Annotated in this window: 28 protein-coding genes; 16 read left to right on the top strand and 12 right to left on the bottom strand. The window is 63.1% G+C overall.

Annotation, left to right across the window (positions count from 1 at the left end; translation table 11 throughout):
• Nucleotides 1-104 precede the first annotated feature (104 nt).
• Complete coding sequence (locus tag F2982_RS23040) at nucleotides 105-1,121, top strand: LacI family DNA-binding transcriptional regulator (protein WP_203431033.1); 1,017 nt, start codon at nucleotides 105-107, stop codon at nucleotides 1,119-1,121.
• Nucleotide 1,122: 1 nt separating this feature from the next.
• Here F2982_RS23040 and F2982_RS23035 read toward each other — a convergent pair whose 3' ends face one another.
• The gene (locus F2982_RS23035; RefSeq protein ID WP_203431032.1) at nucleotides 1,123-1,683 is read right to left on the bottom strand and encodes a threonine transporter RhtB; all 561 of its coding nucleotides are present in this window, start codon (nucleotides 1,681-1,683) and stop codon (nucleotides 1,123-1,125) included.
• A 42-nt stretch (nucleotides 1,684-1,725) separates the two neighbouring features.
• Nucleotides 1,726-2,070 (bottom strand): hypothetical protein, encoded by a 345-nt coding sequence (locus F2982_RS23030; protein ID WP_203431031.1) that lies wholly within the window; start codon nucleotides 2,068-2,070, stop codon nucleotides 1,726-1,728.
• A 183-nt stretch (nucleotides 2,071-2,253) separates the two neighbouring features.
• Here F2982_RS23030 and hemN point away from each other — a divergent pair, with 183 nt between their 5' ends.
• Nucleotides 2,254-3,606 carry an oxygen-independent coproporphyrinogen III oxidase gene (gene hemN, locus F2982_RS23025; RefSeq protein WP_203431030.1) on the top strand — a complete coding sequence of 451 codons (1,353 nt, stop codon included), beginning with the start codon at nucleotides 2,254-2,256 and terminating at the stop codon, nucleotides 3,604-3,606.
• Here hemN and F2982_RS23020 read toward each other — a convergent pair whose 3' ends face one another.
• Complete coding sequence (locus F2982_RS23020; RefSeq protein ID WP_203431029.1) at nucleotides 3,607-3,846, bottom strand: hypothetical protein; 240 nt, start codon at nucleotides 3,844-3,846, stop codon at nucleotides 3,607-3,609.
• 407 nt (nucleotides 3,847-4,253) lie between these two features.
• Here F2982_RS23020 and F2982_RS23015 point away from each other — a divergent pair, with 407 nt between their 5' ends.
• Together F2982_RS23015 and F2982_RS23010 are read left to right on the top strand one after the other, a co-directional pair.
• Nucleotides 4,254-4,757: an NUDIX hydrolase gene (locus F2982_RS23015; protein WP_199625879.1), complete on the top strand. Its 504-nt coding sequence runs from the start codon at nucleotides 4,254-4,256 to the stop codon at nucleotides 4,755-4,757.
• A gap of 113 nt (nucleotides 4,758-4,870) precedes the next feature.
• A complete protein-coding gene (locus F2982_RS23010; protein WP_112712179.1) occupies nucleotides 4,871-5,365 on the top strand; it encodes a hypothetical protein in 495 nt (164 codons plus the stop codon).
• A gap of 6 nt (nucleotides 5,366-5,371) precedes the next feature.
• Here F2982_RS23010 and F2982_RS23005 read toward each other — a convergent pair whose 3' ends face one another.
• Nucleotides 5,372-5,863, bottom strand: a complete 492-nt coding sequence (locus F2982_RS23005) for a cytochrome b/b6 domain-containing protein (protein ID WP_203431028.1) — start codon at nucleotides 5,861-5,863, stop codon at nucleotides 5,372-5,374.
• A gap of 142 nt (nucleotides 5,864-6,005) precedes the next feature.
• Between F2982_RS23005 and F2982_RS23000 the strand changes: the two genes are divergently transcribed.
• On the top strand, nucleotides 6,006-6,260 hold the full coding sequence (locus F2982_RS23000) for a BON domain-containing protein (protein ID WP_203431027.1): 255 nt from the start codon (nucleotides 6,006-6,008) through the stop codon (nucleotides 6,258-6,260).
• Between the two features lie 26 nt (nucleotides 6,261-6,286).
• On the opposite strand, the gene F2982_RS22995 is transcribed toward F2982_RS23000, so the two are convergent.
• Nucleotides 6,287-7,216 (bottom strand): LysR family transcriptional regulator, encoded by a 930-nt coding sequence (locus F2982_RS22995; protein WP_246777642.1) that lies wholly within the window; start codon nucleotides 7,214-7,216, stop codon nucleotides 6,287-6,289.
• 103 nt (nucleotides 7,217-7,319) lie between these two features.
• On the opposite strand from F2982_RS22995, the gene F2982_RS22990 reads away from it, so the two are divergent.
• Nucleotides 7,320-9,119: an IlvD/Edd family dehydratase gene (locus F2982_RS22990; protein ID WP_203431026.1), complete on the top strand. Its 1,800-nt coding sequence runs from the start codon at nucleotides 7,320-7,322 to the stop codon at nucleotides 9,117-9,119.
• Between the two features lie 354 nt (nucleotides 9,120-9,473).
• Here the strand turns inward: F2982_RS22990 and F2982_RS22985 are convergent, their stop codons facing one another.
• The 7 genes from F2982_RS22985 to F2982_RS22955 all read right to left on the bottom strand — a co-directional run bounded on the left by F2982_RS22985 (nucleotide 9,474) and on the right by F2982_RS22955 (nucleotide 15,589).
• On the bottom strand, nucleotides 9,474-9,830 hold the full coding sequence (locus F2982_RS22985) for a hypothetical protein (RefSeq protein ID WP_148194662.1): 357 nt from the start codon (nucleotides 9,828-9,830) through the stop codon (nucleotides 9,474-9,476).
• A gap of 10 nt (nucleotides 9,831-9,840) precedes the next feature.
• Nucleotides 9,841-10,668 carry a hypothetical protein gene (locus F2982_RS22980; protein WP_203431025.1) on the bottom strand — a complete coding sequence of 276 codons (828 nt, stop codon included), beginning with the start codon at nucleotides 10,666-10,668 and terminating at the stop codon, nucleotides 9,841-9,843.
• A 3-nt stretch (nucleotides 10,669-10,671) separates the two neighbouring features.
• A complete protein-coding gene (locus F2982_RS22975) occupies nucleotides 10,672-11,775 on the bottom strand; it encodes a fused MFS/spermidine synthase (RefSeq protein WP_203431024.1) in 1,104 nt (367 codons plus the stop codon).
• Nucleotides 11,775-12,212 (bottom strand): adenosylmethionine decarboxylase, encoded by a 438-nt coding sequence (gene speD / locus F2982_RS22970; RefSeq protein WP_348652526.1) that lies wholly within the window; start codon nucleotides 12,210-12,212, stop codon nucleotides 11,775-11,777. Before speD ends, F2982_RS22975 begins: the two co-directional genes overlap by 1 nt.
• 155 nt (nucleotides 12,213-12,367) lie before the next feature.
• Nucleotides 12,368-12,811 carry a pseudoazurin gene (locus tag F2982_RS22965; protein WP_203431023.1) on the bottom strand — a complete coding sequence of 148 codons (444 nt, stop codon included), beginning with the start codon at nucleotides 12,809-12,811 and terminating at the stop codon, nucleotides 12,368-12,370.
• Nucleotides 12,812-12,915: 104 nt separating this feature from the next.
• Nucleotides 12,916-14,841: a PAS domain S-box protein gene (locus F2982_RS22960; protein ID WP_203431022.1), complete on the bottom strand. Its 1,926-nt coding sequence runs from the start codon at nucleotides 14,839-14,841 to the stop codon at nucleotides 12,916-12,918.
• Between the two features lie 16 nt (nucleotides 14,842-14,857).
• Entirely contained in the window at nucleotides 14,858-15,589 is a 732-nt protein-coding gene (locus tag F2982_RS22955; protein ID WP_203431021.1) for a helix-turn-helix domain-containing protein, read from the bottom strand.
• A gap of 240 nt (nucleotides 15,590-15,829) precedes the next feature.
• On the opposite strand from F2982_RS22955, the gene ccoN reads away from it, so the two are divergent.
• The 10 genes from ccoN to F2982_RS22905 all read left to right on the top strand — a co-directional run bounded on the left by ccoN (nucleotide 15,830) and on the right by F2982_RS22905 (nucleotide 24,916).
• Nucleotides 15,830-17,452, top strand: coding sequence for a cytochrome-c oxidase, cbb3-type subunit I (gene ccoN, locus F2982_RS22950; RefSeq protein WP_203431020.1), 1,623 nt, complete (start codon nucleotides 15,830-15,832; stop codon nucleotides 17,450-17,452).
• Between the two features lie 8 nt (nucleotides 17,453-17,460).
• Complete coding sequence (gene ccoO / locus F2982_RS22945) at nucleotides 17,461-18,195, top strand: cytochrome-c oxidase, cbb3-type subunit II (protein ID WP_130283685.1); 735 nt, start codon at nucleotides 17,461-17,463, stop codon at nucleotides 18,193-18,195.
• 9 nt (nucleotides 18,196-18,204) lie between these two features.
• Entirely contained in the window at nucleotides 18,205-18,357 is a 153-nt protein-coding gene (locus F2982_RS22940) for a cbb3-type cytochrome c oxidase subunit 3 (protein WP_203431019.1), read from the top strand.
• Nucleotide 18,358: 1 nt separating this feature from the next.
• Nucleotides 18,359-19,222, top strand: coding sequence for a cytochrome-c oxidase, cbb3-type subunit III (ccoP, locus tag F2982_RS22935; protein WP_203431018.1), 864 nt, complete (start codon nucleotides 18,359-18,361; stop codon nucleotides 19,220-19,222).
• 9 nt (nucleotides 19,223-19,231) lie between these two features.
• Complete coding sequence (locus F2982_RS22930; protein ID WP_203431017.1) at nucleotides 19,232-19,417, top strand: hypothetical protein; 186 nt, start codon at nucleotides 19,232-19,234, stop codon at nucleotides 19,415-19,417.
• A gap of 183 nt (nucleotides 19,418-19,600) precedes the next feature.
• The gene (gene ccoG / locus F2982_RS22925; protein WP_203431016.1) at nucleotides 19,601-21,169 is read left to right on the top strand and encodes a cytochrome c oxidase accessory protein CcoG; all 1,569 of its coding nucleotides are present in this window, start codon (nucleotides 19,601-19,603) and stop codon (nucleotides 21,167-21,169) included.
• The gene (locus F2982_RS22920; RefSeq protein ID WP_203431015.1) at nucleotides 21,166-21,651 is read left to right on the top strand and encodes a FixH family protein; all 486 of its coding nucleotides are present in this window, start codon (nucleotides 21,166-21,168) and stop codon (nucleotides 21,649-21,651) included. The genes ccoG and F2982_RS22920 overlap by 4 nt, the downstream gene beginning before the upstream one ends.
• Complete coding sequence (locus tag F2982_RS22915; RefSeq protein ID WP_203431014.1) at nucleotides 21,648-23,936, top strand: cation-translocating P-type ATPase; 2,289 nt, start codon at nucleotides 21,648-21,650, stop codon at nucleotides 23,934-23,936. The genes F2982_RS22920 and F2982_RS22915 overlap by 4 nt, the downstream gene beginning before the upstream one ends.
• Nucleotides 23,933-24,088 carry a cbb3-type cytochrome oxidase assembly protein CcoS gene (ccoS, locus tag F2982_RS22910; protein ID WP_112712143.1) on the top strand — a complete coding sequence of 52 codons (156 nt, stop codon included), beginning with the start codon at nucleotides 23,933-23,935 and terminating at the stop codon, nucleotides 24,086-24,088. The genes F2982_RS22915 and ccoS overlap by 4 nt, the downstream gene beginning before the upstream one ends.
• Nucleotides 24,089-24,196: 108 nt before the next feature.
• Entirely contained in the window at nucleotides 24,197-24,916 is a 720-nt protein-coding gene (locus F2982_RS22905; protein ID WP_199625344.1) for a response regulator, read from the top strand.
• The last annotated feature ends 12 nt before the right edge of the window (nucleotides 24,917-24,928 follow it).

The following is a 24,928-nucleotide window of genomic DNA, read 5'->3' as shown; positions in this document are numbered from 1 at the left end:
TTTTGGTTTGCGCTGCAGCAAATCATCGGGAGGATATTTGGATGGCGAAGAAGAATGGCCGCGGCGGGGAAACAGGGCGCCGCGGTGAGGCTGGACGGCCTACAATGACAGATGTTGCCCGTATTGCGGGTGTTTCGCAGTCCAGCGTGTCGCTCGTGCTCAATGAAATGTCGGGATCGCGCATCTCTCCGGAGACCCAGGCCAAGGTTTTGGAGGCTGCTCATAAAATTGGTTATAAATTACCAAGTGTCCGTCATGAAGCGCCGCCCGAGACACGAATCGAAAAAGACACGATCGCCTTCATCGTCGACGAAATCTCCACCAGCCCGCATCCTGTCGTCAGCCTCGACGGCGTGCGCGACTTTGCCTTCGAGCAGGGCTTCCTGACATCGGCGCACGCGACGCGGTCGAACCCGGATCTCGAAGATGCGGTGCTGCGCTCCGTGCTGCGCGATCCCTCGATCATCGGGGTGATCTACGCAACGATCTTCACCCGCAAGGTCAAGGTACCGAAGCTGCTCAAGGATATCCCGACCGTGTTGCTGAACTGCTATGCCGAGCCGCGCCAGCATATGGCGATCGTTCCAGGCGAAGTGGCGGGTGGCTTTGCCGCGACCGCGCATCTGACCTCGCTCGGCCACCGGCGCATCGGCTTCATCAATGGCGAACCGTGGATGGACGCGGCGGCAGATCGCCTGAAGGGTTACAAGCAGGCGCTCGCCACAGTCGATGTCGCTTTCGACGAGACGCTGGTGCGCGATGGCGACTGGCTGCCGCTGCGCGGCTACGAGGCCGGCCTTGATCTGCTCTCCATGCAGAGCCCGCCGACGGCGATCTTCTGCGGCAATGACCTGATGGCCATCGGTGTTATGGAGGCGGCAGCCGAGAAGGGTTTTCGGGTGCCCGAGGATCTGTCGGTCATGGGCTACGACGACCAGGAACTGGCGCGTTACACGCACCCGCCGCTCTCGACGCTGGTTCTGCCGAACTATGAAATGGGTCAGAAAGCCGCGGAGACGCTGATCGACATGGCCGTGCACGGCAAGTCGCTGCGGCCGATGACGATCAAGGTCGACGGTCCGCTGGTCGTTCGGACTTCGACGGCCAAGAAGAAATCGTAGGTCAGGCGACGGCGCTGACCGCAAGCGTGATCGAAAAGGCCATCAGAACGGCCGAGCCGCAACGCTGCGCCAAGAGGGGCATGCCGCCGCCGTTTCCGGCAATTAGCCGCCCGAGCCCGATCCAGATTGCCGATGTGAGTGTGACACAGGCGGCAAAGCTCAGGATCGCGAGCGCAAGCGGCGCCTCAACGGCGGGCACCATCGTCAGGCCGATGATGATCGCCTTGGGGTTCAGGAGCGTCGTGACGAAGAGATGCCGCGGCCCGATCTTGGTGGCGCCGGCGTCGGGATCGGCTTTCCAAAGTTTCAGCGCCAGTGACAGCACCCAGATCGCCGAGACGATGCGAACGCTCTGGGCGACGACGGGATGCGCCTGCAGGTAGGGTCCGGCAATCCCCGAGACCGGAATGATGACGATCAGATAGGCCGCGAGCACCGCGCCAAGCAGCGACAGCAGCCGGGCAGCCGTGATGCCTGCCGACGCCATGGCGAGGACCGCGTTGGTCGGGCCGGGCATGATCAGCAGCGCGAGAACGCCGAGAGAGAAGGTCAGTAAGGTCATCTTCGGCAGTATCCTTCAGGCCCGCAGCCTGCGCCAGCGTCTTTATAGAGATTGCGGGAACGCGCTTCGATCCGCTGAGGGTGGTTGGCTTTTGCGCCAGCTCCAGACCGGCTCGTCAACCGGTGTGCCCCGCCAGGTCCTGACGTGCTTGGCGGTGATGGTGGTCTCGCCATTCTTGTCGGGCGCTATTTCCGGGCTCAAGGCGATCTCGCAGAAGGCGTCGAGGTTCTGGAGCAATCGGGCCTCGTTCGCCCGCGGCGGCGAGGCGATGCTGAGGAGCGCGCGGCGGGTGACTACAACCGTTCTCGCCTGCGCGCCGTCGTGAAGCTCGATGCGTCCGGACTTTGCCCGCTCGTCGAACCGGGCGGCGATGATGGCGTATCGCATTGAACGGTCTCTCCTTCGCGCACCGGTCCGCAACGCGGCAATGCTATCGCGCGGGCGGCCACGCGCTTTGATCTGCATCAAAGTCGCGGGCTCGCTGTATGGCGGCCGGTTCATTGATCTAGAACAAGGAGATGCCTTCGCCGGGGCGCCATAAGGGCGGGATTGCTTGTGAAGGAAGCCACGATGTCCAACGCCCTTGTCGCCAAATATGGCGAAGCCCGCCTGCCGCGCTACACCAGCTACCCGACCGCGCCCGCCTTTTCAGCCGCTGTCGGGCCAGAGGATTATGCGGCCGGACTGGCGGCGCTCAGCCCATCGGATCCCGTGTCGCTTTACCTGCACATCCCGTTCTGCCGGGCAATGTGCTGGTATTGCGGCTGCCATACGTCGGTGACCCGCCAGGACGGCCCGGTGGCTGACTATCTCGACCTCCTCGCCGAGGAGATCGAACTGGTGTCGGAGGCGGCCGGTAACGGGCTTGGGGTCAAGAACGTTCATTTCGGTGGCGGCACACCGACGATCATCCGTCCGGATGCCTTCGCGGCGTTGATGAAGAAGCTGCGCAGCGCCTTCCGCTTCGAGGCGGGAAGCAGCGTCGCCATCGAGATCGATCCGCGGACGCTCACCGCGGAAATGGTCGCCGCGCTCGGCGAAAACGGCGTCGATCGCGCCAGCCTCGGCGTCCAAAGTTTCGATCCGGCGGTGCAGCACGCGATCAACCGCATCCAGACCGTCGAGCAGACCAGGGCGGCAGTCGAGGGCCTGCGCGCAAACGGGACCGAGAGCATCAATTTCGACCTGATCTACGGGCTGCCGCATCAGACGGTCGCCTCCTGTCTTGAGACGGTGAAGATGGCTGTCGAACTCCGCCCCGAGCGCCTCGCGGTATTCGGCTATGCGCACGTGCCGTCGTTCAAGAAGCATCAGCGGCTGATCGACGAGGCGGTGCTGCCGGATGCGCCGCAGCGCAACGCCCAGGCGGAAGCGATCGCCGAGGCGCTGGTTGAGGCCGGCTATGTCCAGATCGGCCTCGATCACTTCGCCCTGCCGCACGACCAATTGGCCGTCGCTGCTGCATCGGGAACGTTGCGCCGCAATTTTCAGGGTTATACGACCGACGACTGCGAGACCTTGATCGGTCTCGGCGCCTCATCGATCGGGCGGCTTCCCGGCGGCTATGTGCAAAACGAGGTGCCGCTTGGCCGCTATGGCGAGCGCATCGCTTCCGGCATCCTGCCGACCGCCAAAGGTTATCGGCTGAGCGACGAAGACAAGCTGCGCGCAAAGGTGATCGAGCGGCTGATGTGCGATTTCCAGGTCGATATCGCCGGTCTCTGCGAAACGGCCGGCTATGACCACGCTTTCCTGACCGAGCGCAACGAGCGGCTGGAGCAATTGCTCCGAGATGGCGTCGCGAGCTTGTCGGACGGGCGCCTCTCCGTTTCCGGGGACGCCCGCTTCATGGTCCGCGCCGTGGCATCCGCCTTCGATGCCTATTTCGGCGCGCCCGGCCGCACGTATAGCAAGGCGGCGTAGCTAGGCCGCTTCGGCATAGACGAGATCGGGAGTGACGATCCATTCGCCCGGCTTTAGCGCCGTCACGTCGAGTCGGCCACGGCGATCGCGAGCGGCAATGCCGACGAAACGGTAGCGCCCGCCATCCCTGTCGATGACCGCCGCAGCGATCGGCCGACCGTCGAGATGGCCGATAACAGGCCCCGTCTTCTGCGCAGGCGTTAGAACGAAATATTCGTGCGGTAGGCTGCGGCTGACCATTACGCTGGCTTCCCCTGCTTGATGTTCGATACGGGCAGGGCGGGTGCCGGCTTTGCAAGCGGGCGTTTCTTCTTGATCTCGACCGTGAACGGCCGCTGTTGCAGGCGCATCGTCATTTCCATTTTCAGTCTTGTGATCGGGTGCAGGCGTGCCGATTGGCGCCGCCGGACATGCTGCGCCAGAGATGGACCCAAGCGCCTAAGCATTCCATTCGTGGTGGGAGGCTCCGGTATCAAAATCTCATAGTGTCTGCAGGTCGCACTTGCCCTTTTGCTCTTGGGCTGCAATTTGTCCCGGTGCCGCATAGGCGGCGGAGAAGCGGGCGGCTGAGTCGTTCCGGCGGAGCAGGCATGAACTTTATCTCTTCATATGCGCATCGCGGCGAATGGCTGAACCAGCCGCTGCTGATGGTGCCCAAGAAGAAAGAGCGCAAGCCGCCACCGGAAAGGCCGAAGACGCTGCTGCAGCAGTTGGCCGCCAAGCCCGACAAGCTGTTTACCGGCGCCTTCAAGCAGCAATATGGCGCGCTCTGTTTCCGTCGCGGGCCTAACGGCATCGAAGTGCTGATCCTGACTTCGCGCGCGAGCGGCCGCTGGGTTATCCCCAAGGGCTGGCCGATGAAGAAAAAGAAGCCCTACGAGGCCGCCGCCACGGAAGCGTGGGAAGAGGCGGGCGTTCGCGGCACTGTCGGCAAGAAACCGATCGGCCGCTACACCTATTTGAAATGGCTCGACAACGGCGACGTCGCCCCCTGCATCGTCGATATCTATCCGGTCGAGGTTCTCGAACAGGTCGATGATTTCAAGGAGCGTGGCCAGCGCGTGCTTGCCTGGGTCGAGCCCGAAGAGGCCGCGCGCCGCGTGCGCGAAATCGAGCTCAAGTCGCTGCTCGTCGACTTCAAGGCGAAGTAATCCCGCCCAACAAATCCTTGCTTGTTGATCTCTCTCAAGGAAAGGTCTCGCATCTGCGTCTATCGCCGACGGGAGGCCGTGGCATTGCCCGGCCGTTCTGATCGGGGGTAGCGATGACTGATGTGATGCCGGGCGGGCTTGAGGAACTGGAGGCGTGTCATACGAAACTCCTCTCCTGGTGCGATTTTCTGGAGGCGATCGCCGACTTCCTGCCGTGCCATGTCGACAATGCGCTCTGCGCGACGATGGCCCGCGAACTCGGGCCGCTGCTGGCAGAAACCCATCGGCTGGAAGAGCGGCTGATCTGCTCCGCGCTGCCCTTGATCGCCAAGGCAGCCGAAATCGCAAACCTCCGGGAATTGCGCGCCGCCTGCCGCGCGGCCGAGCTCGATGCGGCACAGCAGGCAATCGCGGCGTTGACGGGACTTGCGGCGGGACGCAGCCAGCTTTCGCCCGGTGCCGTCGGTCAGGCACTGCGGCTGTTTTCCGGCCCGATGCGCCGGCAGATCAAGCTGGAACGGCAGATGCTCTGCGATATCCGTATGGCTGCGGCGAAGGCGGAGCAACGGCCGGTCCGGCACCGGGAACTCGAGGCCGACGGCGTCTGACCTGTTTCAGCCGATCGTCATGCGGCGCAGCGCGTTCGTCCGCCAATAAAAGTGCTGGGCGAAGGCGCCGAGCACATGCAGCGAGATCAGCACCCAGAGCAGCATCTTGACCGGGCCGCCATGCAGCGAGCCGAGGCTGTCGATCCCGAAGTAATAGGCGGCAATGCCGGACAGCGGCATGGCGAAGAGCAGCAGATAGAGCGCGGCGTGGGTTGCCCGCGCCACGAGATGCAGCACGGCCGGTGATCCCTCGGCTTCGGCCGGGGCGCCGGAGAGCGCCCGCACGATCAGGCGAAGTGCCGCGAGCACCAGGATCAGGATGCCGATATAGGCGTGGATATTGGCGCCGGCGATATCGTCGGGTGATATCGGCTGGCCGCTCCTATGCAGGTGGTGCCAGCGGTTCATGCCGTCAGGGAACAGCAGATTGAAGAAGATCAGCAGCGCCATGCTCCAATGAAGGATGCGCTGGGTGAGGGAATAGCTTGTCTTCGGCATGAACGGCTCCCGGCTGTTGGCTCCTCTCCGTGCCTGACGAAACTGACACGAACGTGAATGCCGCGCATCGGTTGATCTAGGTCAAGGCAAGTGACGGCAGCCGGGCAGAGGATGCCGTCAGTGAGAACCGGAGGCTGCTGCGATGTTCGTCAATGATATCATCCCGATCGGTGACGACGCCCTCTCAGTCGCCGTCCGCAACCGACTGCAGCTGGAACTCGGCCTGAGCCACGAGGCAGTGAGGGCGACCGTCGCGAGCGGCGTCGTCACGCTCAAGGGCCGGTTGGGCAGTTCCGGCACGCGGGAGGCGGCGGGTGCGACTGTGGCCAGCGTCCGCGGCGTTCGCCGGGTGGTCAACGATATCTCGACGGCGCGTACTTTGGGGCGGTTTTTCTAGGAGGCTCCGGGCGAAGACACTCCCTCTCAAACCCACGTCTTCCGCTCACTCGCCTTCTGCCGCAACGCCTCCAGCACACCTTTGGCCTGAGGCGACAACTCCTTGCCCTTCAGCTGCACCAGACCGAAGCCCGGTATGTCGATCCGGGCATTCAGCGGCAGAGCCTTCAGCAGGTGATGCTGATCGAGCATTTCCGCCACCGTCGTCGCGAACATGCCGACGCGGCCGCCGCTTCTGACGAGCAGGATGGTCATCAGCACCGATGAGGTGGAAATCACGCTGCGGGGCACGATGACATGCGTGCGGTGGTAATCGTCGATCACATCCCGGAGGTAGGAACCCTCAGGCTGCAGCACCCAGTCGAGGCCTTCGAGATCTGTTTCCTCGACCGCCGATTTCTTCGCCAGCGGATGGTTCGCCGCCACGACGATGCGAAAGGTTTCCTCGCCGATCGGCTCATAATCGAACATCGCCCGGTTGGCGTTTTCGGGCAGGCGGCAGATCGCGAAGTCGAGGCTTCCGGCATTGAGCTGCGCCAGCAGCGCATCGCTGCTGCCATGCGAGATGTTGATGTCGAGATCCTGATACTCCGCTTGCGCATCGTTCAGCGCCGGGACGATGACATCCGAGGCCGGGGTCATAACCGTGCCGATGCTGACGCTGCCGCGCTTGCCCGACGCGATGACCTTCATGTCATATTCGGCGCGCGCCGCTTCCGACAGCAGCGTCCGGGCATAGCGCGCCAGCACCTTGCCCTCGGCGGTCAGCGTCGTGCCGCGATTATGCCGGTCGAACAGCCGGTATCCGGCAAGCGATTCGAGCTCGAACAGTGTGCGCGACAGCGATGGCTGCGACAGGCCGAACATCGCCGCGACCCTGCCCACCTTCCCATGCTCTTCCAGCGCGACGAGCATGCGCAAATGCTTTAACTTGAAGGCATCGAGACGTGTCATCATGGCCTCTGATATTCGCTTTTCCTAAGTCAGAATAGGAGAACGGTATTATACAATCTCTCTGCCTTAGGATATTTGCATGTCAATAAACAACGTGGATAGTGCGATGACCCAACACGACAGCAAGCCCCGCCTTCGTTCCCGCGCCTGGTTCGACAATCCTGACAATGCCGACATGACGGCGCTCTATCTCGAGCGCTACATGAATTTCGGCCTCAGCCAGGAAGAGCTGCAGTCCGACAAGCCGATCATCGGCATTGCCCAGACGGGATCGGATCTCTCGCCCTGCAACCGCCACCATCTGGAGCTCGCCAACCGCCTGCGCGAGGGCATCCGCGAAGCCGGCGGCATCGCCATCGAATTCCCGGTTCATCCGATCCAGGAAACTGGGAAGCGCCCGACCGCCGGTCTCGACCGCAACCTTGCCTATCTCGGCCTCGTCGAAGTGCTCTACGGCTATCCGCTCGATGGCGTGGTGCTGACGATCGGCTGCGACAAGACCACGCCGGCCTGTCTGATGGCGGCGGCCACCGTCAACATTCCGGCGATCGCGCTTTCGGTCGGCCCGATGTTGAATGGCTGGTTCCGCGGCGAGCGCACCGGCTCGGGCACCATCGTCTGGAAGGCCCGCGAGCTGCTCGCCAAGGGCGAGATCGACTACCAGGGCTTCGTGAAACTCGTCGCGTCCTCGGCGCCGTCCACCGGTTATTGCAACACGATGGGCACGGCGACGACGATGAACTCGCTTGCCGAGGCGCTCGGCATGCAGCTGCCGGGCTCGGCCGCCATTCCGGCGCCCTATCGCGACCGCCAGGAAATTTCCTATCGCACCGGCCTGCGCATCGTCGACATGGTCCGCGAAGACCTGAAGCCGTCGGATATTCTCACCAAGGATGCCTTTATCAACGCCATCCGCGTCAACTCGGCAATCGGCGGCTCGACCAATGCGCCGATCCATCTCAACGCCCTGGCCCGCCACATCGGCGTCGAGCTGACCGTCGATGACTGGCAGACCTATGGCGAAGAGGTGCCGCTGCTTGTCAACCTGCAGCCGGCCGGCGAATATCTCGGCGAAGACTATTATCATGCGGGTGGCGTGCCTGCCGTGGTCAACGAGCTGATGGGGCAGGGCCTCATCCAGGAAGAGGCGCTGACGGTCAACGGCAAGTCGATCGGCGAGAACTGTCGCGGGCAGTCGATTCAGGACGAGAAGGTCATCCGCCGCTTCGACGCACCGCTGAAGCCGCGCGCCGGTTTCCGCGTGCTGCGCGGCAACCTGTTCTCCTCGGCGATCATGAAGACCAGCGTCATCTCGCCGGAGTTCCGCGACCGCTACCTCTCGAACCCGAGCGATCCGGAAGCCTTCGAAGGCCGCGCCGTGGTCTTCGATGGTCCGGAGGATTATCACAAGCGCATCGACGATCCGTCGCTTTCGATCGATGCGCACACGATCCTCTTCATGCGTGGCGCCGGTCCTATCGGCTATCCGGGCGCGGCTGAGGTCGTCAACATGCGTGCGCCGGATTATCTTCTGAAGCAGGGCGTGTCGTCGCTGCCCTGCATCGGTGATGGTCGCCAGTCCGGCACATCGGGCAGCCCGTCGATCCTCAACGCTTCGCCGGAAGCGGCCGCCGGCGGCGGTCTCGCAGTTCTGAAGACCGGCGACAAGGTGCGCATCGACGTCGGCCGCGGACGCGCCGATATCCTGATTTCCGAGAGCGAACTGGCCGAGCGCCACGCCGCGCTGAAGGCGGATGGCGGCTACCGCTATCCGGACCACCAGACGCCGTGGCAGGAAATCCAGCGCGCCGTCGTCGGCCAGCTGGAAACCGGTGCCGTTCTCGAACCCGCGGTCAAGTATCAGCGCATCGCCCAGACCAAGGGCGTGCCGCGCGACAACCACTGAGCGGCAACCGTTTCGCAGATCTGGATGGCACGGAGAGATCCGTGCCATTTTCGTTTTCGGTGGTGCTTAGAACGGCAAAGGCGAGCTTGTCAGCGAGATGATCATCGATGTCAGCGCCACGAGGAAAGCTATGCCGAACGAAATGTGCAGCTTGGTCACGTCTGGCCCCTCCATATGCTGAAAGACCCGCCGTATCCGGCGGGTCTCTTGAACAGGGACTTCGCTACTGGAACACCGGCGAAGCCCTTGAAATGAGCGGCCCCCAGCCCCTCGAAAAGAAGCTAACCACAACGCCCCGCAGCCGTCGCGTGACATCGGCGTGACATGGACCCGGCAGTGGATAATTGCGGGCCTCTAGCGCAGGGTCGCCCTTGAACGGGAGCCGTCATCGTCGACGAATATGACGCTGGCGCCCTTCAGCACGACCCGAGAGCAATCATCGTCTTCGTCGTCATCATCATCGTCGTAATAGAAGCAGATCTCATTGCCATCGACTTCCCATTCGCCGGTATAGCTTCCGTCGAGATTGGATCGCCCCTGAATGGAGCCGTTGGCAAGGAGCTTTTCCTGATAGGCCGAGCCATCTTCCGTTCCCGATACCGTCTTGCCGGCGAAGGCGGCCTTGATCTGCGCCCCGGTGAGAAATGCGTCCTGGGCCAGTGCCGATGCTGCTGTGGCCGCCATCGCGGCCAGGAACAATCCAAACCTCATCTTTCCCTCCTCAGAGATCGTAGAGCATGATTGCGATTTCGATCAGGATGCCGGCCAGGATGGCCGCCTCGATGATGCATGATACGAAGAACAGCCGGTATTCGAAACTGCGCTCGGCCGCAGTCCCGTAGAGTGTCTCTCGCGCCTCGATCACCTCGCCGATCAGCTGGAGCCGCCGCCCGAAATCCATCTGCTGGCAAAGCTCGAAGAAGCTGCGGCGCGAGGCTGGCGGCAGGCCGCGATCGCCGCGCTCCAGAAGCAGCGTGCTCTTCAGGAACCACTGCCGCAGGCGTGCCGTTTCGGCCACCTTGGCGGCCAGGCTGCGGCTGATCCTGCGGCTGTACGAGGAGCGCTCGAGGAGTTCGGCATCATCGTGTTGCTGATCCCAGGCCGTCTCGACCGCACGCTCGGTATCTTCGATGTTCAGCCACAGCCAGCCGAATGCGCCGACGCCTGCAAGCATATCCCTGAAGAGCTCCGGTGCAGACTGGATGACGACCTGCTGGCCGCGGATGCTGATCTGCCCCTGGCGGAGCTTCAGGTCGGCGGACAGGTTTTCGAAGCGCCCCTGCACAACGGCGTTCCGAAGCCAGTCCGCTGCCGACTCCTGCAAAGCGAAGGACGTTTGCGAGCCGCTCGGCAGCAAGACGACATCAAGCTGTTCGGCATCGGCGGGCTGAAAGACGGGGACGGCTTCGCCTTCCAGCGGCGCGATCAGCGCATGCAGCGATACCGCACGCGGATAGGAGAGGCTGCAGAGGAGGGCCGCGCCGGCGCGGCCGGCTTCGCCGGCTGGAAGCAGGAAAAGCCGGCAATGCTGGGCGCCGTTTGCCGTCATCGGCTATTCGTCCGTCAGCGCGGGAAGCTGGCGCATCCCGTCATCGACCATGTGGACGTCGGGAGGCGGTATGAAAGCGATGCCGTCCTCAAGCACGGGTCCACCGATGCCGAGCAGAAAATCGGTCTCCTTGTCGAAGCAGAAGCGGGACATGATGAAGGCGCCCGTCGCGTGATCGAGCCAATCATCGCCGAGCCTCGTGTCGATCAGCTGATCGAGGCGGGTAGCACTCTCCTCTTCGGCATCAAGCCAGTCGGAGGCGAGAAGGAAGCCCCACATGGCCAGGAAGGAAGGAATCGGCACCTGATAGCTGCTGACCTTCGTAAAGGCCGTTTCAAGGGTTCGGCGCAGCGCCGTATGGCCCTTGTAATTGCAGGACGAGAATTCGAGCGCCTGCACCACCAGGATACCGCCATCGCGCAGACAGCCGCGCAGGGACCGGTAGAATTCCTTGGTATAGAGGTGCTGGGCCGGGCCATTGTCCAGCATGTCCACGACGTCGATGATGATGACGTCGAAGAGCTCGTCGGTGGTTTCCACGTATTCACGGCCGTCGCGGTAGTGCAGCTCGGCGCGTGGATCGGTGAAGGCGCCGTAGTTCCAGGTGCCGAGATGTTCGCGACAGCAATCGACGACGTCGCGGTCGATATCGACCATCACGGCGCGCGTGACATCGCGATAGGCAAGCACCTCGCGCAATGTCGCGCCCTCACCGCCGCCGATGATCAGGACGTGGCTCGGATTGTCATGCATCAGCATGGCCGGATGCACGAGCATTTCATGATAGAGCGCCTCATCGTCCTCGGCACTCTGGATGGCGCCGTCGAGGAACAGGGCGCGGCCGAAACTGTAGGTATCGGCGATCGTCACGTTCTGAAACGGCGTTCTAAAGGAGCAGACGATGGATTGGGCGCGGTAATGGTACTCGTCGAAGATATCGGCGTCCTCAAGAACGAAGACACTGCCGCTCCTCGGCGGCACGCTCGTATCCAGCCCTTCCACGAAGACACGGTCCGGCGGCAATTCCGGCAGGGGATAGGGACGCGATACCGACGGCAGTGCCTCAATCGCGCTCTTTTCCGGATCGTCGGCTATGACCATCGCCATCAGAGATCCGCCGCCTCCGCGCGAATGATCTGGCGCAATTCCACCAGGGCGGGGGAGAGCGCCTCGACCAGCGTCGGCAAGGCATTCAGCGGATCACAGGCACCGCACATGAAGATATCGAGTGCCGCATAGGCATGTTCGGGCCAGGTGTGGATGGACATGTGGCTTTCGGCGAGCGAGACGGTTCCTGTCACGCCGCCGCCAGAATCGAAGACGTGAAAGTTCATGCCGAGCAGGGTCGCACCCGCGGCCTTTACGGCCGCCCGGAAAGCCGCTTCGATATGCGCGACGTCGCCGAGCCGTCTGGCGCCGCTGAAGTCGGCGATCAGATGCCTGCCAGGAAGTTCGCCATTGGTTTTTGCCGCGCCAAGACCGCTGCCGACAGGCATGGGTGGCGTGTAACAGGCTGCAGACTTGCGATGAACGGACACCGTCATGGTGTCCTCGGCCGCTCTTCCACCCATGGAACCCAACATCGAACGGGACTTCCATCGAGCATGTCACAAAATATTAGCTAGGCAACATATATCGCCGGGAGCCGGCGGCGAGCTGCATCCAAAGATTGCAGCCCGCATACCTCAAATCGTCAGTGTTATTGAGCCAATCTGGCCAGCTCGCCATCGAGACGCTTGCGCGCGAGGTTCGGAACCTTGGCGGCCTTGATGGTGTCGAGATTGGCCGGGTTGTCGCCGACCTGAATCAGCGCCACCATGCCCATCGCAAAGTGTGGCGTGCATTTGACGACATAGGCGCCGGGGATGTCGAACTTTACCTGGAACTGCTCGCTCGGCTTCGACTTGAATTCCGCCGCGCCATCCGGGATCAGGCCCTTGAAGGTCTCGACGTTGTGGCTCTTGTCGGTCGGAACGAAGGTCACGGTGTCGCCGGGCGCGATCTTGATGAAATCGGGCTCGAAGACCATTGCGCCGTCGGTGCCCTTGTTGAGCATCTGGACCTGGTGATCGGCCGCCATCAGCGGCGCAGCCGATGCGAGCATGGCGCATGTTGCCGCGATCAGACCGTATTTCAAATTCATCTGACGTCTCCTGTTTGCGCGGCCATCCGGCCGCGGAAACAGTTCTAGGACGAGGGAGGGCGATGCTCTTTGATGCCGGTCAAACTGGAGGGATCGCTCGCCGTTTAATCGGCGTCGAGCAGCTCACGAATCTGGGCCGCGAGTTCGCGCGCCGTGTAGGGCTTGCGCAGCCACCGGGCACCGGAAATCGTGTCGTTGGCGGCAAGCGCCGGTTCGGAATAGCCCGACGTGAATAGTACCGCGATATCGGGGCGCAGTTCCCGCGCCTCACGCGCCACTTCGTCGCCGGTCATGCCGCCCGGCATGACGATGTCGGTGAAGAGCAGGGCGACTTCCGGGCTTTCCCTCAGGATTTCCAGAGCCTGCCTGCCGTTGTCGGCTTCAAGCACGCGGTATCCCATGGTGGCCAGTCGCGCGACGGCGACGCGGCGGACGCGGATATCGTCCTCGACGACGAGGATCTGCTCGTCGCCGCCGGGAAGCGGGCTTTCGCTGGCCGCGCCTTCCTGCTCCAGAGCGCTCGGCTTCGGGCCGGTGAGCGCCGGGAGATAGATGCGGATCGTCGTGCCGCGGTCTGCCTCGCTGTAGATCTGCAGGTGGCCGCCCGATTGCTTGACGAAGCCATAAACCATGCTGAGGCCGAGGCCGGTCCCGGAGCCAACTTCCTTGGTGGTGAAGAACGGTTCGATCGCTCGCTTCTTCACCTCGTCGGTCATGCCCGACCCGGTATCGGTCATCGTGATCAGCACGAAATTGCCGCTTCGGACCTCGGGAAACATCTTGGCGTAATCGGCATCGAGATGCACGCGCGAGATCTCGGTCGTCAGGCTGCCGCCCTTCGGCATGGCGTCGCGGGCATTGAGCGCGATGTTGAGGACCGCATTCTGCAGCTGTGAACTATCGACCAGCACATTGAAGTCCGAGCCCGAGAGCACGGTCGAGAGCTTGATGTCCTCGCCGAGCGTACGGCGCAGCAGATCCGAAAAGCCTGAGAGCAGCTGGCCGAGATCGGCATGTTTCGGGTTCAGCGGCTGGCGCCGTCCGAAGGCGAGCAGCTGGCCGGTGAGCTTGGCGCCATCAGTCGCCGCATCCTGGGCCTCGCGCAGCATGTCGCGCAGCGGACCCGGCTGCAGCTTGTCCTCGATCATTTCGAGATTGCCGCTGATAACGGTCAGGAGATTGTTGAAATCATGGGCGAGGCCGCCGGTGAGCTGGCCCACGGCTTCCATCTTCTGGGCCTGGCGAAGGTCTTCTTCGATGCGGAAGCGGCTCGTCAGATCACGCACGAAACCGGTGAAGATGCGCTCGCCATTGGCTGTGGCTTCGCCGACATGCAGCTCCATCGGAAATTGCGAGCCGTCGGCGCGCTGGCCGGTGACGACGCGGCCGTAGCCGATGATGCGCTTCTCGCCGGTTTCCAGATAGCGGCCGATATAGCCGTCATGGGCGCTGCGATAGGGCGAGGGCATGAGATCGCTGACATTTCTGCCGCAGATCTTGTCGGAGGTCATGCCGAACAGCTGCTCGGCTGCCTTGCTGAAGGAGAGCACGCTGCCCTTCTGGTCGATGACGACCATAGCATCGGGCACGGTGTCGAGGATCGAGCTCAGATGTGCCTCGCGCGAACGCACGGCCTCCTCGGCCTTCTTCAGCGCGCTGATGTCGCTATTGGCCTGAATGACGGCCGGGTCGCCGTCCGAGAGGTTGACGAGAACGCAGCGCGTCGCGACGTGAATATCGTGGCCGCTCTTGTGGCGGTGGATGATCTCGCCCTGCCAGAAACCGCGGGATTTGAGATGGGCGCGGATGGTCTCGACCGGTTCGGGATATTGCGTCGCGAGCAGCGCATCGACCATCTCGCCGACGGCTTCCTCGCGCGCCCAGCCATACATGTTCTCGCAGCCGATCGACCAATGGGTGATCGTGCCCTCGAGCCGGTGAACGATGATATCGGCTCCATCGAGCACATGCACAAGCGCGTCCAGCTCCTGTGGCGATGCGGTTCTGGGCGAAATGAGCCGGTGAGGCATGGGCGCTCCTGCGCGATCAGTGAACACTGACCCTATGGCAGCTTTTCTCCGTAAAATCATCAGCATTACCCGAAAGCTGAACAAGCTTGCCCATGCTGACGATCCGCAGGTCGTGGCGCCCCTCCGGGGCGATGACACCGCGCGAGGAAAGCTTGGTGATGGTGCGCGATACGGTCTCGATCGTCAGGCCGAGATAGTCGGCGATATCCTGGCGGTTCATCGGCACGCGCAGCAGTCCCTGGCGCGGCTGGCCGCCGGGCCGGCGCGCCAGCTCGACGATGAAGCTGCAGAGCCGCTCCTCGGCATTCTTCTTCGACAGGAGCACCATCTGCTCGTGGGCGGCCGCCGTCTCATGACAGAGAAGCGCGATATATTCCGGGCGCAGCGCATCACATTTCGCAACATTCTCCTGGAAGGTCTTGCGGGCGACGCGGCGGATCCGGCAATCGGTGACGGCTTCCGCCGTGAACAGGAAATCGCCCTGCAGGAAGGCACCGATCAGGTCGGCGGCAAAGTGGAAGGCGGTGATGACGCGGCGGCCTTCGCCGATGATGCGCTGCAGGCGGACCACACCTTCGACCACCTGAAAGAGATGCTTTGCCGCATCGCCTTCCCAGCAGAGAGCCTTGCCGGCCGGCACGGTCTCGATCGGCGAGAGATCGAAGAGCGAAGCGAGCGAATGTCCGAGCTTCGCCGCGTTGGTTGCCGTCTCGGCATGCTCAAAGGCCTGTTGGTTCTGCATCAGCATTGCGAAGTCCCCTCGTTCTGCAATGGGGACAATAGAAAGGCGCTCAGTCACACAGCGATGAGCGCAGCGTTTCAAATGGTGAGACTGTGTAACAGTTGGTAACAGCCGATCCGCCGGATCGCCGCTGCCTGGGCTCATTGACGTAGATCAAGGAGCCGCTCACGTCGCCGTGACAGTCCTTCCCTGAAAGTACGAGAGAGTCGGCCCTGATGCGGCCGGCTGCGCACTGGGGACGACATCATGAACTATTCAACCGAGACCGTGCTGGTCGCGGTGGCAGCCTTCCTGGCCTTGCTGGGAGCCGCCTTCGCCCACGACCACCTCTTCGCCGTCCATATGGGCATCCTGTGTCTCTGCCTCTTTGCCGGGACCGTCATCCTGCTGCGGCGCGTCGATTTCTCGCCGGCGGGCCGGGTGCCCAAGGTCGAGCCTTCAGGCTATTTCGACGAGGTCATCCGCTACGGCCTGATCGCCACCGTCTTCTGGGGTGTCGTCGGCTTTCTCGTCGGCGTCATCATCGCCGCGCAGCTCGCCTGTCCCGATCTCAATCTGGCACCCTACCTGAATTTCGGCCGGCTGCGCCCGGTTCACACCTCGGCCGTCGTCTTCGCCTTCGGCGGCAATGCGCTGATCATGACCTCCTTCTATGTCGTGCAGCGCACCTGCCATGCCCGTCTCTTCGGCGGCAGTCTCGCCTGGTTCGTGTTCTGGGGTTACCAGCTCTTCATCGTCATGGCGGCGACAGGCTACGTTCTCGGCATTACCCAGGCGCGCGAATATGCGGAGCCGGAATGGTATGTCGATGTCTGGCTGACGATCGTCTGGGTCGCCTATCTCGCCGTCTTCCTGGGCACGATCCTCAGGCGCAAGGAGCCGCACATCTATGTGGCGAACTGGTTCTATCTCGGCTTCATCGTAACCATCGCCATGCTGCATGTCGTCAACAATCTGGCGATGCCGGTCTCGTTTCTGGGTTCGAAGAGCTATTCGGTCTTCTCGGGCGTTCAGGACGCGCTGACGCAGTGGTGGTACGGGCATAATGCCGTCGGTTTCTTCCTGACGGCCGGCTTCCTGGGCATGATGTATTACTTCGTTCCGAAGCAGGCCAACCGCCCGGTCTATTCCTACCGCCTGTCGATCATTCACTTCTGGGCCCTGATCTTCATGTATATCTGGGCCGGTCCGCATCACCTTCATTATACGGCGCTGCCCGACTGGGCGCAGACGCTCGGCATGGTCTTCTCGATCATGCTCTGGATGCCGTCCTGGGGTGGCATGATCAACGGCCTGATGACGCTTTCGGGCGCCTGGGACAAGATCCGCACTGATCCGATCATCCGCATGATGATCGTCGCCATCGCCTTTTACGGCATGTCGACCTTCGAGGGACCGATGATGTCGGTCAAGACGGTCAATTCGCTCAGCCACTATACGGAATGGACCATCGGCCACGTGCATTCGGGTGCGCTCGGCTGGGTCGGCATGATCACCTTCGGTGCCATCTATTACCTGACGCCGAAGCTCTGGGGCCGCGAACGTCTCTACAGCCTCAGAATGGTCAACTGGCACTTCTGGCTCGCCACGCTCGGCATCGTCGTCTACGCCGCCGTTCTGTGGGTCGCCGGCATCCAGCAGGGTCTGATGTGGCGCGAATACAATTCGCAGGGCTTCCTCGTTTACTCCTTCGCAGAAACCGTCTCGGCGATGTTCCCCTACTACGTGCTGCGCACGCTGGGTGGCGTGCTCTACCTGGCCGGTGGCCTGGTGATGGCCTGGAACGTCTTCATGACCATCCGCGGACGCCTGCGCGACGAAGCCGCAATTCCGACCGCTTACGTGCCCCAGGCACAGCCTGCCGAGTGAGGTGAGACATGGCATCGATACTGGACAAACATAAGATCCTCGAAAAGAACGCGACCCTGCTTCTCGTCGGCTCGCTGCTCGTCGTCTCGATCGGCGGCATCGTGGAGATCGCGCCGCTCTTCTACCTTCAGAACACCATCGAGAAGGTGGAGGGCATGCGCCCCTACACGCCGCTCGAGCTTGCGGGACGCAACATCTATATCCGCGAGGGCTGCTATCTCTGTCACAGCCAGATGATCCGGCCGTTCCGCGACGAGGTGGAGCGCTACGGCCACTACTCGCTGGCGGCGGAATCCATGTACGACCATCCGTTCCAGTGGGGCTCGAAGCGCACCGGGCCGGACCTGGCGCGCGTCGGCGGCCGCTATTCGAACGAGTGGCACGTCCAGCACCTCTCCGATCCGAGAGCCGTGGTGCCGGAATCGATCATGCCGAAATACGCCTTCCTCAAAGAGGAGCCGGTGACGGTCAAGGATATCGGCATGGACCTCAAGGCCAACGAGGATGTCGGCGTTCCCTATAGCGACGACATGATCGCCAATGCCGAAGCCGACATGAAGGCGCAGGCCGATCCGAACGCTGACACCTCGGCGCTGCTGCAGCGCTATCCGAAGGCCAAGGTCGGCGATTTCGACGGCGACCCGCAGAAGCTCTCCGAAATGGACGCTCTCGTCGCCTATCTGCAGATGCTCGGTACGCTGGTCGATTTCTCGACCTACGACGATGCGACCGGCTACCGGTGAGGTGATCCCATGGAAACATACACGGCAATGCGGCACTTCGCCGACAGTTGGGGGCTTCTGGCGATGGCGGCGTTCTTCATTGGCGCCGTCGTCTACACGCTCCGCCCCGGCAGCAAAAAGACGGCCAGGGAGGCCGCTGACATTCCCCTGAAGGATGATTGAGATGTCGGAAAAACATATTGATGAAATCAGCGGCGTCGAAACCACAGGACACGAATGGGACGGCATCCGCGAACTGAACAATCCGATGCCGCGATGGTGGGTCTTGACCTTCTACGTGACGATCCTCTGGGCGATCGGTTACGTCGTCGTCTATCCGGCGATCCCGATGATCACCTCGGCGACGAAGGGTTACTTTGGTTATTCCAGCCGCGCCGAACTGCAGCAGGATCTCGATCAGGCCAAGGCCGGCCAGGCGAAGTTCCACGAGATGATCGCGGCAAAGAGCGTCGAGGAGATCGATGCCGATCCGGCGCTGCGCGAATTCGCGATCGCCGGCGGCGCCTCGGCCTTCAAGGTCAATTGCGCCCCCTGTCACGGATCGGGCGCCAGCGGCGGTCCGGGCTTTCCGAACCTGAACGACGACGACTGGCTCTGGGGCGGTGATCTGCAATCGATCCAGACGACGATCGCCCACGGGATCCGCTTCGAGGAAGATCCCGACACGCATGTTTCGGAAATGCCGGCCTTCGGCGATATCCTCAACAAGGACCAGACGAAGGAGGTTGCGGCCTATGTCTGGGGTCTGACGAATACGCCTTCGGATCCGTCGCTGGCTCAGGCCGGCAAGCAGATCTTCCTCGACAATTGCGCCGCTTGCCATGGCGAAGATGCCAAGGGCAAGGCCGAGATGGGAGCACCCGATCTCGCCGATGCGATCTGGCTGAAGGGCCGCGGCGAGGAGGCGATCATCCGGCAGGTCACCGCACCGAAACACGGCGTCATGCCGGCATGGTCGGCGCGTCTCGGCGATACCACGGTCAAGGAACTGACGGTCTTCGTCCACGCACTCGGCGGCGGTCAGTAGGAGAGCGACATGACGGCGCACGGGCACAATCCGCTTCTCGGGCTTTACGGCATGCCGCGCTCGGTCGTGCATTCCCGTGTTTCCGTGCGCGCCAAATCCCTGCCGCCCGGCTGCAAGGGCGACGAGCCGGAAAAGATCGGCAGCGCGATCGTCAGTTTGACCTCCCTCAAGGATGACGAGCCGTCGAGCCGCTAGAAAAAAGGAGAGGACACCCCAAGCGGCGTTTTCTCCCCCGCAGTTCCTCCGGGCCGCGCCTTCGCCTCGAAGCGCGGCCCGTCCTTTTGCGGCTGCCGACCGCTCGAGCTTGTTGATCTTTATCAAGGACGCTTGGTGGTTCGAGGAGGAGAACAGGCGTATCGAACGCGAAAGACATTACTTATGAACCTTTTCACCGCACCCGATCCCAAGAGCGTGGAGCGGCTCGATGTCGAGCCCGTGAATGCGCGGCGCAACCGTCAGCCGCTCTATGCGGCGCGCAAGAAGATTTTCCCGAAGCGCGCCGAGGGGCTGTTCCGCCGTTTCAAATGGATCGTGATGCTGATCACCCTCGGCATCTATTATCTGGCACCCTGGATCCGCTGGGATCGCGGACCTTATGCCCCCGATCAGGCAATCCTTGTCGATCTCGCTTCGCGCCGCTTCTATTTCTTCTTCATCGAGATCTGGCCGCAGGAATTCTATTACGTCGCCGGCCTTCTCGTCATGGCAGGGTTCGGGCTGTTCCTGGTGACGTCGGCGGTTGGCCGCGCCTGGTGCGGTTATGCCTGTCCGCAGACGGTCTGGGTCGATCTCTTCCTTGTCGTCGAGCGAGCCATCGAAGGCGACCGCAACGCCCGGATCAGGCTCGATGCCGCTCCCTGGAGCCTAGGCAAGCTCCGCAAGCGTGTCTTGAAACACTCGATCTGGCTGGTGATCGGCGTCGCTACCGGCGGCGCCTGGATCTTCTATTTCGCCGATGCGCCGTCTCTTGCTGTCGCGCTGGCAACCGGTGCCGCGCCCGCTGTCGCCTATGCGACAGTCGCCATCCTTGCCTCAACCACCTATGTCTTTGGCGGTCTGCTGCGCGAGCAGGTCTGTACCTACATGTGCCCCTGGCCGCGCATCCAGGGCGCCATGCTGGACGAGAATTCGCTGGTCGTGACCTATAACGACTGGCGCGGCGAGCAGCGCTCGCGCCACAGCAAGAAGGCGCAGGCGGATGGTCTGGCGGTCGGAGATTGCGTCGATTGCAATGCCTGCGTCGCTGTCTGTCCCATGGGCATCGACATCCGCGATGGCCAGCAGATGGAGTGCATCACCTGCGCCCTCTGCATCGACGCCTGCGATGGCGTGATGGACAAGATCGGAAAGCCGCGCGGCCTGATCGCCTATGCGACGCTCAGCGAATATTCCGCCAATATGGCGATCGCCACCGATAGTGGCCGCACCGCGGTGCAGCCGGCCAAGGTGCGCAATGCCGACGGCTCCTTCATCGATGGCATCCGGCATTTCGACTGGCGCATCATCTTCCGCCCCCGCGTCGTCTTCTACGCCGCCGTCTGGGCGGCGATCGGCATCGGCATGCTGGTCCACCTGTCGATGCGCGGGCGTCTGGAGCTCAACGTCGTTCACGACCGCAATCCGCAATTCGTCATGGAAAGCGACGGCTCGATCCGCAACGGCTACACGATCCGCATCCTCAACATGGTGCCGCAGCCGCGGCGGATCGCGCTGACGCTGTCGGGTCTCGACGGCGCCACGATGCGCATCCCCGAAATCAGCAGGGACGACGCCCGCAGCTTCACGCTCGACGCGGCACCGGACGCGGCGACGACGGTCAAGGTCTTCATCACCCGCAGGCCGACGGCGGCTGCCGTCGATGAGTTCCTCTTCACCATCGAGGAGCCCGGCGGCACCGACCGGGCAACCTATCGCGCCGCATTCAACGCCCCTGGAGATCCGCAATGACCACCCGTGTCCAAGGCTTCACCGGCCGCCACATGCTGCTCGTCATCACCTCGTTCTTCGCAGTGGTCATCAGTGTCAATGTCACCATGGCCTGGTTCGCGTCGTCGAGCTGGAGCGGGCTCGTGGTCGAGAACACCTATGTTGCCAGCCAGGAGTTCAATCAGCGCGCCGCAGAGATGAAGGCGATGACCGCCTCGGGCATTGCAGGGCATATCTCGCTCAGGGATGACCGCTTCATCTACCGGATCGCCAATCCGGATGGATCGCCGGCCGCCGTCGATACCGTCACGGCCAATTTCAAGCGGCCGGTCGGCGACCACGAGGACTTTTCAGTTGCGCTGGACAATCGCGGCGAGGGCGCCTTCGAGACCGATCGCCATGTCCCGGCGGGGGATTGGATCGTCGAGTTCATTTCGAAGAAGGGCGGCAGCCTCGTCATGCATGAGGCGATCCGCTTCGACACAGCGGAGTTCGTGCGATGACCTGCTGCGCGATCGATGCCGACGGGGTGATGGCGATGAGCACCACGGCCTTCAGTGCCGAGGAGATCGCGCTCGCCAGCCATCCGCTCGGCGGCGGGCTGCACCAGCTCGATCTCAGCGTGCCCGATGTCCATTGCGGCGCCTGCATTTCGACGATCGAGAAAGCGCTGACGGCGCTGCCCTTCGTCAGCAAGGCGCGCGTCAACCTGACGGCGCGCCGCGTCACCTGCGTCTATGCCGAAAAGGCCGGGGGCAGGGCTGTCGACCCCACGCAGATCATCGCGGCGGTCGCAGGCGCGGGATACCGCGCGCATCTCTACGCGCCGCTTGCGGCCGAGAGTGACAAGACCCGCAACCAGCTGCTGCTTGCCGTCGGCGTCGCGGGCTTTGCGGCAACCAATATCATGCTGCTCTCGGTATCCGTCTGGTCGGGCGCCGACGCGGCAACACGCGACATGTTCCACTGGATTTCGGCGATGATCGCCGCCCCGGCGCTGATCTATTCGGGCCGCTTCTTCTTCCAGTCGGCCTGGAATGCTTTGAAGCATGGCCGCACCAATATGGATGTGCCGATCTCGTTGGCGGTCACGCTCTCCTATTTCGTCTCGCTCTGGGAGACCATGCATCATGGCGAACATGCCTGGTTCGACGCCACGGTTTCGCTGCTGTTCTTCCTGCTGATCGGCCGGACGCTGGATCACGTCATGCGCGAGAAGGCGCGGGCTGCGATCAACGGTCTGGCGCGGATCGCGCCGCGCGGCGCATTGCTGATCCAGCCGGATGGATCGCACCGCTATGTGGCGGTCGAGGAAATTTCTGTTGGTGACGAAATCGCCGTTGCGGCAGGCGACCGTATCCCTGTCGACGGTGTTGTCGTGTCCGGTCAAAGCGATCTCGACCTGTCGATCGTGACGGGCGAGAGCAGCCCGGTCGCGGTTCGGACCGGCCAGCCGGTCAGTTCCGGCTCGATGAACCTCACCGGCTCGCTGGCGGTCCGCGCCACGCGCCTTGCGCGGGATTCACTGCTCGCCGAAATCATCGGCTTGATGGAAGCGGCCGAAGGCGGCCGCGCCCGCTACCGGCGGATCGCCGACCGCGCGGCCGCGCTCTATTCGCCGGTCGTCCACCTCCTGGCGCTCGCGTCCTTCCTTGGTTGGGGCCTCATCGGCGGCGACTGGAAACAGGCGATGCTGGTTGCCGTCGCGGTGCTGATCATCACCTGCCCCTGCGCGCTCGGTCTCGCCGTTCCCGTCGTCCAGGTCGTGGCTGCCGGCGAACTCTTCCGCCGCGGCATCATGGTCAAGGATGGATCGGCGCTTGAGCGTCTGGCCGAGATCGACACCATCGCTTTCGACAAGACGGGTACGCTGACGATCGGCAGGCCGCGGCTCGTTGCCGCCAACGCCGCTGATCCGGCCGATATCGCTAGGGCGGCGGCCTTGGCGAGCCATTCACGCCACCCGCTGTCGCAGGCCCTGGCACGCACCGGCACTTCAGATGCCGCGGCCTTCGAGCAGATCATGGAAATCCCGGGCGGGGGCCTCGAAGCGCGCCAGGCGGGTGTGCTCTACCGGCTTGGCAGCGAGGCCTTCGCCTGCGGCGGCGCCGAGGCATCGCTCTCAAACGAAGGTCCCTATTCCGAGGTGGTCTTCTCCAGGGATGGCCAGGCCATTGCCCGCTTCTTCTTCGACGACACGCTGCGGCCGGGCGCAGCCGAAGCCGTCGCTGAGCTCCGCGAGGCGGGGTTCGCGACGGCAATCCTCTCCGGCGACCGGCAGAGCGTCGTCGACAATACGGCGCGTGCGCTCGGTATCGGACGCGCGCTTGGAGGGCTGACGCCGGGAGAAAAGGTCGGGGAATGCCAGGCGCTGAATGGCAACAGCCACCGCGTCTTCATGGTCGGTGATGGCATCAATGACGCGCCGGCGCTTGCTGCTGCGCATGTCTCGATGGCCCCGGCCACCGCCTCCGATATCGGCCGGCAGGCGGCGGATCTGGTGTTCTTCAACGACCGGCTGGATGCCGTGCCGGTGGCGATCGCCGTCGCCCGCCGGTCGGCGGCGCTGATCCGCCAGAATTTCGCTCTGGCGATCGGCTATAACGTGCTGGCCGTGCCGATCGCGCTTGCGGGTCTGGCGACACCGCTGATCGCCGCGGTGGCGATGTCGACCTCGTCGATCATCGTGGTCTCCAACGCGCTGCGGCTCAACGCTTTCGGAAAGGGCGCTGCCGCAAACGAGCGACCCGCGCCTACCGCTACCCAGGCGGAGGCCCGAGCCGCATGAACATGCTGATCTATCTGATCCCGATCGCGCTCTTCATGGGCGGCATCGGACTTGCCGCTTTTCTCTGGTCGCTGAAAAGCGGCCAGTATGAGGATCTCGAAGGGGCCGCCTGGCGGGCGATTGCCGATGACGATGCCAATCCGCCGGCCTAAGCAACCTTTTCTGTCCATGGTCGCAATCGCTGTCGCGCGCATGGTAGCGCCGCCGCTAAACCTGCGTTATCTCTGATGGAAAGCATGGAAGCGGGACGAACGGGTGACATGGAAGCAGATCGCATTCTGGTAGTCGATGACGACGCCCGGATCAGGCAGATGCTCGTTCGGTATTTCGAGGATAACGGATACAGGGTCAGCGCCGTCGGCAACGGTGCCGCGATGCGCTCCGAGCTTGCCAAGGGCAGCTATGCCGCGATCTTCCTTGATCTCGTCCTGCCCAATGGCGAGAACGGGCTGGAGCTGCTGAAGGAGCTGCGCGCCACATCCGATGTGCCCGTGCTGATGCTGACCGGTCAGGACGACGTCACCGACAAGGTGGTCGGCCTTGAGATCGGTGCCGACGATTATATCGCCAAGCCCTTCCACCTGCGCGAACTGCTGGCGCGGCTGCGCACCGTGCTCCGGCGCCGCGTGCCTGCCGATCAGACCGTTCGGCCGGCGGGTGGCGAAGAGGAAGTGCTGCAGTTCGATGGCTGGCGGCTCGATGTCGCCCGGCGGCGGCTGACCTCTCCCGGTGGGGACGACGTGGCGCTGACGACGGGCGAATTCGACATGCTGCTCGTCTTTGTGCGCAATCGCGGCCGGGTTCTGTCGCGCGAAACGCTGATGGATCAGACCAGAAACCGCAATCTCGAAGCCTTCGACCGGGCAATCGACGCCCAGATCGTCCGGCTGCGCAAGAAGATCGAAACCGACCCCAAGGAACCGGCGCTGATCCAATCGGTGCGCGGCGTCGGCTATGTCTTCACCGGCAGGCCGCAATAGCGCGCGGCCAAT

Origin of the sequence: Rhizobium sp. BG4 (assembly GCF_016864575.1) — a bacterium.
Taxonomy (GTDB): domain Bacteria; phylum Pseudomonadota; class Alphaproteobacteria; order Rhizobiales; family Rhizobiaceae; genus Rhizobium.
The sequence above is the reverse complement of the archived record's forward strand: the minus strand, read 5'-3'. Positions and strand labels throughout refer to the sequence as shown.

Bases quoted from the DNA above. Each gene is read 5' to 3' on its own strand.
- F2982_RS22930 (WP_203431017.1), top strand. From the start codon at position 19,232: ATGACGGCGCACGGGCACAATCCGCTTCTCGGGCTTTACGGCATGCCG.
- ccoN (WP_203431020.1), top strand. From the start codon at position 15,830: ATGAACTATTCAACCGAGACCGTGCTGGTCGCGGTGGCAGCCTTCCTG.
- F2982_RS23000 (WP_203431027.1), top strand. From the start codon at position 6,006: ATGTTCGTCAATGATATCATCCCGATCGGTGACGACGCCCTCTCAGTC.
- F2982_RS22985 (WP_148194662.1), bottom strand. From the start codon at position 9,830: ATGAGGTTTGGATTGTTCCTGGCCGCGATGGCGGCCACAGCAGCATCG.
- F2982_RS22995 (WP_246777642.1), bottom strand. From the start codon at position 7,216: ATGATGACACGTCTCGATGCCTTCAAGTTAAAGCATTTGCGCATGCTC.
- F2982_RS23035 (WP_203431032.1), bottom strand. From the start codon at position 1,683: ATGACCTTACTGACCTTCTCTCTCGGCGTTCTCGCGCTGCTGATCATG.
- F2982_RS22975 (WP_203431024.1), bottom strand. From the start codon at position 11,775: ATGGCGATGGTCATAGCCGACGATCCGGAAAAGAGCGCGATTGAGGCA.
- ccoS (WP_112712143.1), top strand. From the start codon at position 23,933: ATGAACATGCTGATCTATCTGATCCCGATCGCGCTCTTCATGGGCGGC.
- F2982_RS22965 (WP_203431023.1), bottom strand. From the start codon at position 12,811: ATGAATTTGAAATACGGTCTGATCGCGGCAACATGCGCCATGCTCGCA.
- F2982_RS23005 (WP_203431028.1), bottom strand. From the start codon at position 5,863: ATGCCGAAGACAAGCTATTCCCTCACCCAGCGCATCCTTCATTGGAGC.
- ccoP (WP_203431018.1), top strand. From the start codon at position 18,359: ATGTCGGAAAAACATATTGATGAAATCAGCGGCGTCGAAACCACAGGA.
- F2982_RS23010 (WP_112712179.1), top strand. From the start codon at position 4,871: ATGACTGATGTGATGCCGGGCGGGCTTGAGGAACTGGAGGCGTGTCAT.
- F2982_RS22980 (WP_203431025.1), bottom strand. From the start codon at position 10,668: ATGACGGCAAACGGCGCCCAGCATTGCCGGCTTTTCCTGCTTCCAGCC.
- F2982_RS22960 (WP_203431022.1), bottom strand. From the start codon at position 14,841: ATGCCTCACCGGCTCATTTCGCCCAGAACCGCATCGCCACAGGAGCTG.
- ccoG (WP_203431016.1), top strand. From the start codon at position 19,601: ATGAACCTTTTCACCGCACCCGATCCCAAGAGCGTGGAGCGGCTCGAT.
- F2982_RS23015 (WP_199625879.1), top strand. From the start codon at position 4,254: ATGGTGCCCAAGAAGAAAGAGCGCAAGCCGCCACCGGAAAGGCCGAAG.
- F2982_RS23040 (WP_203431033.1), top strand. From the start codon at position 105: ATGACAGATGTTGCCCGTATTGCGGGTGTTTCGCAGTCCAGCGTGTCG.
- F2982_RS22920 (WP_203431015.1), top strand. From the start codon at position 21,166: ATGACCACCCGTGTCCAAGGCTTCACCGGCCGCCACATGCTGCTCGTC.
- F2982_RS22955 (WP_203431021.1), bottom strand. From the start codon at position 15,589: ATGCTGATGCAGAACCAACAGGCCTTTGAGCATGCCGAGACGGCAACC.
- F2982_RS22940 (WP_203431019.1), top strand. From the start codon at position 18,205: ATGGAAACATACACGGCAATGCGGCACTTCGCCGACAGTTGGGGGCTT.
- hemN (WP_203431030.1), top strand. From the start codon at position 2,254: ATGTCCAACGCCCTTGTCGCCAAATATGGCGAAGCCCGCCTGCCGCGC.
- speD (WP_348652526.1), bottom strand. From the start codon at position 12,212: ATGACGGTGTCCGTTCATCGCAAGTCTGCAGCCTGTTACACGCCACCC.
- F2982_RS23020 (WP_203431029.1), bottom strand. From the start codon at position 3,846: ATGGTCAGCCGCAGCCTACCGCACGAATATTTCGTTCTAACGCCTGCG.
- ccoO (WP_130283685.1), top strand. From the start codon at position 17,461: ATGGCATCGATACTGGACAAACATAAGATCCTCGAAAAGAACGCGACC.
- F2982_RS22915 (WP_203431014.1), top strand. From the start codon at position 21,648: ATGACCTGCTGCGCGATCGATGCCGACGGGGTGATGGCGATGAGCACC.
- F2982_RS22905 (WP_199625344.1), top strand. From the start codon at position 24,197: ATGGAAGCAGATCGCATTCTGGTAGTCGATGACGACGCCCGGATCAGG.
- F2982_RS22990 (WP_203431026.1), top strand. From the start codon at position 7,320: ATGACCCAACACGACAGCAAGCCCCGCCTTCGTTCCCGCGCCTGGTTC.
- F2982_RS23030 (WP_203431031.1), bottom strand. From the start codon at position 2,070: ATGCGATACGCCATCATCGCCGCCCGGTTCGACGAGCGGGCAAAGTCC.